The organism is Paraburkholderia piptadeniae (assembly GCF_900007165.1).
In the GTDB taxonomy this organism is placed as follows: Bacteria; Pseudomonadota; Gammaproteobacteria; order Burkholderiales; family Burkholderiaceae; genus Paraburkholderia; species Paraburkholderia piptadeniae.
Window position 1 is genome coordinate 2920 of record NZ_CYGY02000113.1, and the last position, 8918, is coordinate 11837.

Consider the following 8918-nt stretch of genomic DNA (forward strand, 5'->3'; position numbering starts at 1 on the left):
GCGTCGGCGTCGGGCTGCGGCACGCGCACTACGCGGACTTTCTCGATGCGATCCCCGCCGTCGACTGGATCGAAGTCCATAGCGAAAACTATTTCGGCGATGGCGGATACGACCTGCATGTTCTGGAGACGGTGAGGCGAGATCTCCCCGTCAGCCTTCATGGCGTCGGTCTCGGGCTGGGCTCGACGACGCCGCTGGACACCGCGCATGTCGGCAAACTCCGGCGTCTTGTCGACCGTATCGATCCGGTGATCGTGTCGGAGCATTTGTCGTGGAATGCTTCGGCATCCGGCTATCTCAATGACCTGCTGCCCTTGCCACTTACCGGGCTGGCGCTCGACCACCTGTGCACACGCGTCGATGCGCTGCAGGAAAGGCTCGCCCGACGCATTCTGCTCGAAAACGTCTCGGCATACGTGCGCTTCAAAGCGGACCAGTACAGCGAAGCCGCGTTTCTCGCCGAACTCGCGCGGCGCACCGGGTGTGGCGTGCTGCTGGATATCAACAACCTCTACGTCAATCAATGCAATCACGCGGAGGATGCGATCCGCGCGATGAACGAACTTCCGCCGAAGGTTGTCGGTGAGATTCATCTTGCAGGGCATAGCGTCACTGATATCGCCGTGATCGACGATCACGGCTCACGCGTGGCACCGGAAGTCTGGGCACTTTACGAGTACGCGCTCCAGCGTTTCGGTCAGTGTCCCACGCTGATCGAATGGGACACGAATGTCCCGCCACTCGCAGATCTGCTTGATGAAGCGGACAAGGCGCGCACCCTCCGGGTGGGCGCTGCCCGCTTACCTGGCTTCGCGTGTTCAAACGCGGGACCGGCGCGATGACCTCTCCATTCAACGACATCGAACGTGCGTTTGCCGATGCCATCCGCGATCCGCAAAAGGAGTCCGCGCTACTCGAAGAACTGTCGACTGGGCAACCCATTGCGGCACGCCGTCTGGCTGTATATCGCGGCAATGTACAGACGCATTGGCACGCCGCATTGACAAACGCCTATCCCGTGTTGCTTGCGCTGACGGGTGAACGCTATTTCTCGACGCTTGCGCACGCATACGCCCACGCCTGGCCGTCGCGCAGCGGCGATCTGAACCAGTTCGGTGAACATCTGGCCGACTTCATCGACAACTGGGAACGCGAATCGCACTATCCCTATTTCGGCGATGTCGCGCGACTCGAATGGGCCATTCACACGGCCTGGTACGCGACCGATCCGAGCGTATTCAGTGCCCGGCGGTGGCAGCAGATCGGCAGCGAAAAGCTGCTCGGCAGCCGACTGGCGACACATCCGGCTTGTGTCGCGATTCATTCGCGTTACGCGATCGCGGACATCTGGCGCGCGCACCAGCCCGGGGGAGCCATTCCGCTGCGCATCGATGTGCCAGCATCCGGACTCGTTGTACGTCCGCGGTGGCGACCCTTTGTCATTGACCAGAGCGACGCAGCACACGCGGCATTCATCGCGTTGCAACACGGTCGAACTCTGAGCGAGGCAATCGACGTCGCACTGGCTCTCGATGCCCGATTCGATATCTCATCGCAACTCCAAAGCTGGATCACGGTCAGCGCGGTTACCGGCCTCGCGATATAGCGGCAGATATGTCCGACGGTCCGGTGTCGAAGTGGAATCGGACGGTCGTAGAAAGAATCCGAGTGGCAGCAACTGGCCGAGAGCACCAGTTCCGTGAACGTTCTACAGAGCTGATGTTGGAGTCTTCAACGGCAGCTTCTATGGGGGAGTTGGGTGAACGCGTACTGCCGTTGAGGGTTGTTCGACCGCTGTCTCAGGCGGACATTTGAAGGTCGGCTCCATACCTGACAGCGGACCTCTCCCGGAGGTCATGCCGGTTACGTCGGCGGCATGATGCGGACCTTCGACTCCAAGTCCAAGACCAGCGCCGCGAACGTCCGCCCATCGCGGCCGCGCGAAATCACGGCGCGGCCTATCCTCACCTCTGCTCGCGCGCGACTTCGCGCTGTCGCACACAGTGGCAGCAGTATCCCCAGCTGCTGGGTGTTGATGCCCGGTCCAAGTTCTCGACGTGCGCCAGCAATCGCAATGGAATATTGGAATATTCGCCGGCGGCCAATCGTGTACTGCACACGCTTCGCCCGCGATTACACCCGCTGCTGGAGGAGCGATTTTCCGTTGTGCATGCGGCACGCAGGGGCTTGCAGCTGACCGAGAGGCGACGCGCCGCGTTCACCCGTGTTGAAGGATTCGCCCCGCCGCTGCCGACGATGCGCGACCGGTTGCGTTTAAAGTCGCAGGGCCGCCGAATTCAACGGAGTTGTGCAAACCACCAATACCATGTCCGTAAGCCGCCACCGCATGGCCGCGATCTGGGGTGCGCGAATGGCATGCAGTTTCGACGGGCTCGCCCGATGCAGACATTCGCGGTGCACAGCATCGCGGAGACAGTGCCAGAAAATCCAACTTTAGTCCCCGATGGCCCCCGAGGTGGCGATTCCATGACCATCGTGCCCTAGGAATAAGCAGACCAAAGCAAACGTTTAAACGTCACGCAGCGGCAGCATTCCTCTGTCAGCAGCGACAACCAGATTACGACCAGAGCTACCCTTTTTGACAAGGAGCAGCCATGAGTCCCTTTTGCCAAATTGCAGCCTTCGGCGGCCTTGCTTTGCTTGGTTTCGCAGCGAGTGCGAGCGACGTACCGCAAACCGTCAAGGCCACTTTGCTATCGAACTCAATTCAGCTCGACACCCGAAACGTGAAACCGGGCCTGGTGACGTTCGATGTCAATAATGCTTCGGATGACAAAATGACTCACGAACTTGTCGTCCTGAAAACGGATCTCGCCGATGGTGCGCTTCTCGTGCGCAAGGGACGTGTAGCCGAGGAGAAGTTCAGGAAAATCGGGGAGGTCGAGGACGTCGCTCCAGGCAAGAGCAAAAAGTTGGTAGTCAAGCTCGCACCCGGTCACTACGTGCTTCTCTGCAACAAGCGAGGTCACTATTCAATGGGTATGCACACATCGCTTGTCGTTGCACCATGATCACCGATATCGCCTGGCGGCTCCGATCGACCAATGATCAACACAGGAAGGCGTCTGCTTCAGACGATCGGCATGAGACGACCGTCCGGCGCCCGGCCACGCTGTGTAGGCACGCGGACGTGCCGGACGGACGCATGTGCCGCGCGGGCGTGAGCCGCGGCATGCAGCCACCGGACATCCCGCGTACGTGGGCAGTTCCTGGTCGCCCGGGCTATCGCCGTATGCGTACAAACGTGCGGAGGCATCTCGCCAAGCCACTGCTGCAGACGCCGCACTTCCTCCGGTCCCCCGGCAATTCGGTCAAGCGAGCAGCCTCTACACCGTCCATCAAAGAACCTGGGGGCCGGTCGCGAGGATCAGTGCCGAACTGGTTCGACTTCTATGAAGGCCTGCCACGGCTTTCCCCACATACCCGGGATGCGCGATTACTCTGCGAGCGCGCCCGAGCTGGTCGATACGACGGCGAAGCGCAATTCCTCACTGCAAGGCGCTTAGATGATTCTAGCAGCCCGCGCCCCAGGGCTCGATTGCGAACCGATGTCAGGCTTTGATGACGCAAAAGTCGACGAAAAGTTTTCTCGGAGCCGGGAAGATCGGTTGTGGCGCGGAGCAGGAATTCTTCCCGGAAGGACACGTCAAATCGAACTTCGCGAATAGGTTGCGATCAGTCGCAGTTCGGGCAGCGCCGCAGTGGGAAGTCAACCGGTTGGTCTGGACACCGGGTCATTGAGCGATGGGCCATTGAACATAATCTTGGCGCCTGGACGTGGATGACCTCCCCGATGGTCTATTCTGGAGCGTAAGTCAAGCCCCATCGTATCCTCATTGCGGACCCCACGTTTCGACCTGGACTTGCCCCTGATTCTGCCTCTGCCTCGGCCGCTCACTCGATCTCACAACTCTGCGCAGGTTCAAGACGGTTTAACGTGCAGCGCAACCCGCAAAGGATGCCCACGCGGATGCCAGACTGTAGATGATTCGCATGCACATCCATGACGCCGGTTTGACTCCAACTGCGAAGGCGAATGCAAGGGCTTTGCAGGTCAGTGTCGTCTCGGTTCGGTGCAAGGGTGCGCCAAGGTGCACTACTGTGACGGCGAGGCGGTAGGGCAAGACGCATGGAGGCTGATATGAGCTACAAACTCGATGGCAGTATTCTGGAAGCATGTAATTGCAATGTGCTTTGCCCATGCTGCATAGGTGAGGATGCCGATAATGGGTCTTGCTGTGCCGCGGTCGCCTACCACGTCGACAAGGGCTCGATCGATGACATTGATGTGTCCGGCTGACCGTGGCATGCGCCACTTTCATTCCGGGCAATATCCTGCAAGGCAACTGGCAGGGGGTTCTATACATCGACGAGCGCGCGACGGATGCGCAATTTGAGGCGCTTTCCAGCGTCTATCGGGGCGAGCGTGGAGGTCCTGTGGCTGACTTCGCACATTTGTTTGGCAAGATCGTCGCAATCGAACGCGCGCCCATTACGTTCGACCTTCAAGGGGGCAAGGGCAAGCTCTCAATTGGCACGGATATTTATGCGGAACTCGAACCCTATTGGAATCGAAGTGGTGCCCCCGCGGTGCTAGTTGGCAGCAGCGTCTCGACCACACCCTGTTCGCCCGCAATCATCAGCAAGGCGAGCGCGTACCGGATCAGAAACCCGTAGCTGAACATCGACCTGAACCTGACTGGGCGTAATGCCACACAAGGGCATTTCACCTTCCAGGCCTGATCTCTTCGTGAGATGACTGCAGGTAGCGCGCGATGAAAACGGCTTCGCGCTCGTGGCTGTTCCTCCCGTTGCTGGGCGGGCTGATCATCTCGGCATGGCTGGTGCTGTGGTGGTGGGGTGAAAGTCCGTACGCGCGCTACCTCAACCACACCGGGTGGTTGGACATCGCGCCGGTCGCGCGTTTGTGCGGCGCCATTCCAGGCGGGACCGTTATCTTGCCGGCCTCACTGCATGTCGTGGCGTGGCTCCAAATGCTTACCGCGATGATGCTGCCGACCGTGACCCCGCTCCTGGAGATATTCCGCCGACTCACCCAAGCCCGTTCCGACCGACATCGTCTGTTGTCGCTGATATTGCTGGGCTATCTCGGCATCTGGACATTATTCGGTGTGGCTATGCACGCACTGGATTCTGGGCTCCATATGTTGGCCATGCAGCATCCGTGGCTCACGGTCCACGGTTGGCTTGTGGGGGCAGCCATCCTGGCGCTGGCAGGCACCTATCAGTTCTCGCTGCTCAAATACCGCTGCCTGGACAAATGCCGCTCGCCACTGGTGTTTGTTACTGAACATTGGCATGGCACCAACCAGCGCAGTGCCAGCCTGCTGCTCGGCTTGCACCATGGTGCCTTTTGTATCGGCTGTTGCTGGGCACTCATGCTTCTGATGTTCGCGGTTGGGACGGGCAGTATTGCCTGGATGCTGGCGCTAGCTGCAGTGATGGCGGCGGAAAAGAACCTGCCGTGGGGGCGTTACGTCAGCAAACCGCTTGGGGTAAGCCTGTTGCTATGGGCGGGGGCAATCGTCGCGCAAAATTATTAGTGGCTCGGAGCGGTCCTGGTCCTGACACTCCGCGACTGACTGCTTCATCCAGGAAAGTACGTCGGGAAAACTTTTGGCCAACGGACGGCCGGAAACTGTATCCGAAAGTGGTCGGACCGTCAGGCTTTCAAACGGTTCTGGACGCCAGCCGATCACGATAGCTGCTGGCGACCGATCACCTGCGGGCACAGCGTCTTCAGTTGCCGATCAGGTGCCTGGGTGCGCCCCTGGCACGGTGTGCGCAAGCACGGCGGCAGCGGATAGCACGCCAATCATCGCGACGGCCTCGACCCTTAGGATTGTCAAGAATGAATTCGCGGCGGTGCTCGACCCACCGCGCCGAACGTGCGGCAAATAGAATATCCGGTTGATCCCGCCCAATACGATCGCCGCTCCAACAAGCACCAGCTTTGCATCCAGTATGTGCCCCCAATCGCTGCGCATGAGCGGCACGAAAGAGCCGCCGAGTCCGCGATCAGCGTTGTAGGCGCCGCTCATCAGGACTGCCGCCAGGGCAAGGGTGGCCGTAGCGGACAGACGCCCGGCGAAGTGGGCGACGCTTTGGCTGTACACGTGTTCGCGCAGCATCGGCAACACGCGCAGGCCGCTCGCGATCACGAGGCCCGCCCATGTCGCGGTCGCGCACAGATGCCCCCAGTGAATCCACTCCGGTAACGCAAAGTCGCCGGCGTCGGCCGCATGGCTGGACGCCGCTTTGCTGAATGCAAAGACGGCCGCGGCGACCAGTGCGATACCCATCCGGATCGCCCATCCGCCTTCCCGCGTCCGGACCAGCAGCCCCGCCCAGACGACCAAGGCGACAAACCCGGCTGACCAGACCGCGCCGAAATGCGACTGGGTCATAACCGGAACCAGCACCGCGAAAGCGGCACGCGGCGCCGACCCGCTCATCAATGCGGCTTCCAGCAGCAGGTTGACGGCGTCGGCAACAATCAACGTCACAACACAGCCAGCGGCGAAGCGCTGCGACCGGTGACGCACGAGCGGCGGTGCCCTGTCCAGCATCAGCGCCGCGAGACAGGCGCCCACCGCGCACGCAAACGACACGTTAGCGACGGCGGCTACCACGATCGATGCGGACACCGTCGCCGCGTCCATTACTTCACCTTGAACGAATAATCACCGTGCGTGCGATGCCCGTCCGACGCGACGGCCACCCAATGCACCGTGTACGTGTCAGGCGGCAACGTTGGCAATACGACATGGATCGATCTCCTGTCGTTTGCGTCGATTTCCGCCTTGGCGGTGTTCACCTGCTTGCCCGTCGAATTACTGACGTTCAGCGAACTGAATGCGGGTTCAAGCGGTCCGTCGAAGACGATCGTCACGCTTGCTGGCGAAGCCACCTCGACGCCCGCCGACGGTGACTGTTTCTGCGGAAACACATGGGCGAACGCCGCCGACGCGATCAGGATACCCGTCGCGACGACAGCCAGGCGTGAGCCGCGCCGAAGCCGGTTCAATGCGCGCATTGCTATTCCCCCTTGCCGAAAAGCGGCTTGCCCAGCGAGTTGGGCAGCACGTCATCCAGAAACAGGTGCGCCTGGAACAGGACGCCTACGCCCTTGCCGCTCGCATGGTTGACGGGAATCACGGCTTCCGCGCCCAGTTGCCCCCATCGGTTGAGCCAGATCACGCCGGGATTGATGCTCCCGGTGGTATGCCCCGAACAGGGGCCGGCGGTACAGGTGCTCATCGGGAACTCGACGACCGGGACCAGATTGCTGAACGGGGCCTTGAGCCCAACGTCGTGAACGAAATTCTGCAGGTAAGGCAGGCTGTATTGCACGGTGACGCCCCATTCCAGTGAATTGGGATCGGCGCTGTTCATCGTCAGGCGCGGGCCGATGGTCCCCGTGATGGCGACTGGCCTCAGATACTTCAGGCTGTCCGGCAGGTCGCCGAATCCCTTGCCGAAATAGAGCGTCGGCGTGATCGCCGAGTGCGGATTGGCGATCGACTTTGCGCCTGTACCGCCCAGCTCTGCCGTCGCGCCAATGGATGCCATGAATTCGTGGGCGTCATTGACGTAGAAGCGGTATTTGACGCCGACCGCGAAGTTATCGAAGCCGCGTGCCGAGCCGCCGTTCGGCGCGTTGATGTTGACATAGGTCCCCAGCACAGAAACAGCGAAATTGGGGGTGATCAGCTTGTCCCATTCGAGCGACGTTGTATTGGTGTTGAGATCGTCGCCATCGTCGGTCTGGGACTTCGTGTGGCCGAATTCGAAATTGACTTCATCCCCGACGCCGGGGTCGTCGACCGCAATCGTTGACGGAAAGACACGGTTACCGGCCACGGAGTGGGCTGCCGCAATTGAGGGCAAAAGAAGCGGAAAGACTGCGGCGGCAGGAACAATCAGAGCCGCAAGCAGCGGCATACTGCCGCGTGCAGGAGTGGCGCACATGGTTCAATCCTTGTAGGGGTCACGGGTACGTACTCGCGGGTCCGTGAAAGGGCGCGCGAGGATGCGGCGATGCAATGGCACTTGCATCACCGCCTGGCAGACTCAATCAGGATGAATGTGGGGGTGCGCGCGGCTGTGCGGCAGTAAAAGGCGAAACGCTGCGCGGCGTCTGAAATAAGGGCGTTGCCGTGTGCTGAACGGCCCAGTCTGTTGGCAGAAATGCCGGGGGTCCGCCCGGTAACACCGGCATGTGGGCAAGCAGCCCGCAATACGCGCATGCCTGCCAGTGGATCGCATGCCCGGGCAATGACGAGTGGTCAGATCCTGCAAGGTCGGAGCCGTTCTGCGCGGAGCAGAACGCGCCCGATACGGCGTCCAGCTGCCGCCCGGACGACAGGCCTTGCGAAACTGTTGGCGCGAGCGTCGCCATCAGGATTGCAAGCAATCCCAGGATGCTGCCTATCTTTCTGCGCAATAGAACGGACATAACCCCGGCGGAATTCGCGCGCCCACCCGGCGCGTTGGCGGCGATTATGACATACGCCCCGGATGGTCCCGATGGGCAAACGCCCTACACCTGTGTGGGCAGCAGGAGATATTCCACGTGAACCGTTAAGGCGCGTGCTCGCCTGTTCGGAAGGGTTTGGGCCATTTATCCACTTGGTGGCTCAATGCCGGGATGCCATCCTAAACGATCAATGCTTTGCCGGGTGCTGCAAACGGGTCGATATGGATGTAACGCTGATCACCATTCCCTGGCTGATCGGACAATTCGCCAGCGACCGCTTTTGCAAGATGCGACCGGCCGCGTGGGGTCGAGAGTGTGAGTTCGCTGATGCAGGAAGCTGCCGTCCCGCTGATCGATGCCGCCACCATCAGCAATCGGCCTGCGGATTCAACCGGTC

Annotated in this window: 9 protein-coding genes and 1 pseudogene; 5 read left to right on the plus strand and 5 right to left on the minus strand. The window is 60.8% G+C overall.

All coding sequences use genetic code 11. The annotated features are described in order from the left end of the window. From bufB to BN2476_RS40560, 5 genes and pseudogenes are all read left to right on the plus strand, one after another. Window positions 1-842: MNIO family bufferin maturase (gene bufB / locus BN2476_RS40530; RefSeq protein WP_087739785.1), on the plus strand; the 842-nt coding region annotated here is incomplete at its 5' end. Beyond that, the gene (locus tag BN2476_RS40535; protein WP_087739776.1) at window positions 839-1606 is read left to right on the plus strand and encodes an HvfC/BufC N-terminal domain-containing protein; all 768 of its coding nucleotides are present in this window, start codon (window positions 839-841) and stop codon (window positions 1604-1606) included. The genes bufB and BN2476_RS40535, both read left to right, overlap by 4 nt. A 1009-nt stretch (window positions 1607-2615) precedes the next feature. Continuing rightward, window positions 2616-3032 carry a plastocyanin/azurin family copper-binding protein gene (locus BN2476_RS40545; RefSeq protein WP_087739778.1) on the plus strand — a complete coding sequence of 139 codons (417 nt, stop codon included), beginning with the start codon at window positions 2616-2618 and terminating at the stop codon, window positions 3030-3032. A gap of 1130 nt (window positions 3033-4162) precedes the next feature. Continuing rightward, a pseudogene (locus BN2476_RS40555) lies at window positions 4163-4764 on the plus strand (DUF1326 domain-containing protein). Between the two features lie 32 nt (window positions 4765-4796). Beyond that, the gene (locus BN2476_RS40560; protein WP_087739779.1) at window positions 4797-5585 is read left to right on the plus strand and encodes a DUF2182 domain-containing protein; all 789 of its coding nucleotides are present in this window, start codon (window positions 4797-4799) and stop codon (window positions 5583-5585) included. Between the two features lie 207 nt (window positions 5586-5792). On the opposite strand, the gene BN2476_RS40565 is transcribed toward BN2476_RS40560, so the two are convergent. The 5 genes from BN2476_RS40565 to BN2476_RS47820 form a co-directional block, all read right to left on the minus strand. Beyond that, window positions 5793-6704: a CopD family protein gene (locus BN2476_RS40565; RefSeq protein ID WP_087739780.1), complete on the minus strand. Its 912-nt coding sequence runs from the start codon at window positions 6702-6704 to the stop codon at window positions 5793-5795. Further along, the gene (locus BN2476_RS40570) at window positions 6704-7078 is read right to left on the minus strand and encodes a copper resistance CopC family protein (RefSeq protein WP_087739781.1); all 375 of its coding nucleotides are present in this window, start codon (window positions 7076-7078) and stop codon (window positions 6704-6706) included. Before BN2476_RS40570 ends, BN2476_RS40565 begins: the two co-directional genes overlap by 1 nt. Before the next feature lie 2 nt (window positions 7079-7080). Continuing rightward, the gene (locus BN2476_RS40575; RefSeq protein WP_173819719.1) at window positions 7081-8013 is read right to left on the minus strand and encodes a hypothetical protein; all 933 of its coding nucleotides are present in this window, start codon (window positions 8011-8013) and stop codon (window positions 7081-7083) included. 106 nt (window positions 8014-8119) lie between these two features. Continuing rightward, window positions 8120-8500: a DUF2946 domain-containing protein gene (locus BN2476_RS40580; RefSeq protein WP_087739783.1), complete on the minus strand. Its 381-nt coding sequence runs from the start codon at window positions 8498-8500 to the stop codon at window positions 8120-8122. A gap of 200 nt (window positions 8501-8700) precedes the next feature. Further along, window positions 8701-8918 (minus strand): hypothetical protein (locus BN2476_RS47820; protein ID WP_218274594.1); only part of this gene is annotated, 218 nt, incomplete at its 5' end.

What these genes read in the sequence shown, in the direction of transcription:
- BN2476_RS40535 (WP_087739776.1), top strand. Translation starts at nt 839, where the DNA reads ATGACCTCTCCATTCAACGACATCGAACGTGCGTTTGCCGATGCCATC.
- BN2476_RS40545 (WP_087739778.1), top strand. Translation starts at nt 2,616, where the DNA reads ATGAGTCCCTTTTGCCAAATTGCAGCCTTCGGCGGCCTTGCTTTGCTT.
- BN2476_RS40560 (WP_087739779.1), top strand. Translation starts at nt 4,797, where the DNA reads ATGAAAACGGCTTCGCGCTCGTGGCTGTTCCTCCCGTTGCTGGGCGGG.
- BN2476_RS40565 (WP_087739780.1), bottom strand. Translation starts at nt 6,704, where the DNA reads ATGGACGCGGCGACGGTGTCCGCATCGATCGTGGTAGCCGCCGTCGCT.
- BN2476_RS40570 (WP_087739781.1), bottom strand. Translation starts at nt 7,078, where the DNA reads ATGCGCGCATTGAACCGGCTTCGGCGCGGCTCACGCCTGGCTGTCGTC.
- BN2476_RS40575 (WP_173819719.1), bottom strand. Translation starts at nt 8,013, where the DNA reads ATGTGCGCCACTCCTGCACGCGGCAGTATGCCGCTGCTTGCGGCTCTG.
- BN2476_RS40580 (WP_087739783.1), bottom strand. Translation starts at nt 8,500, where the DNA reads ATGTCCGTTCTATTGCGCAGAAAGATAGGCAGCATCCTGGGATTGCTT.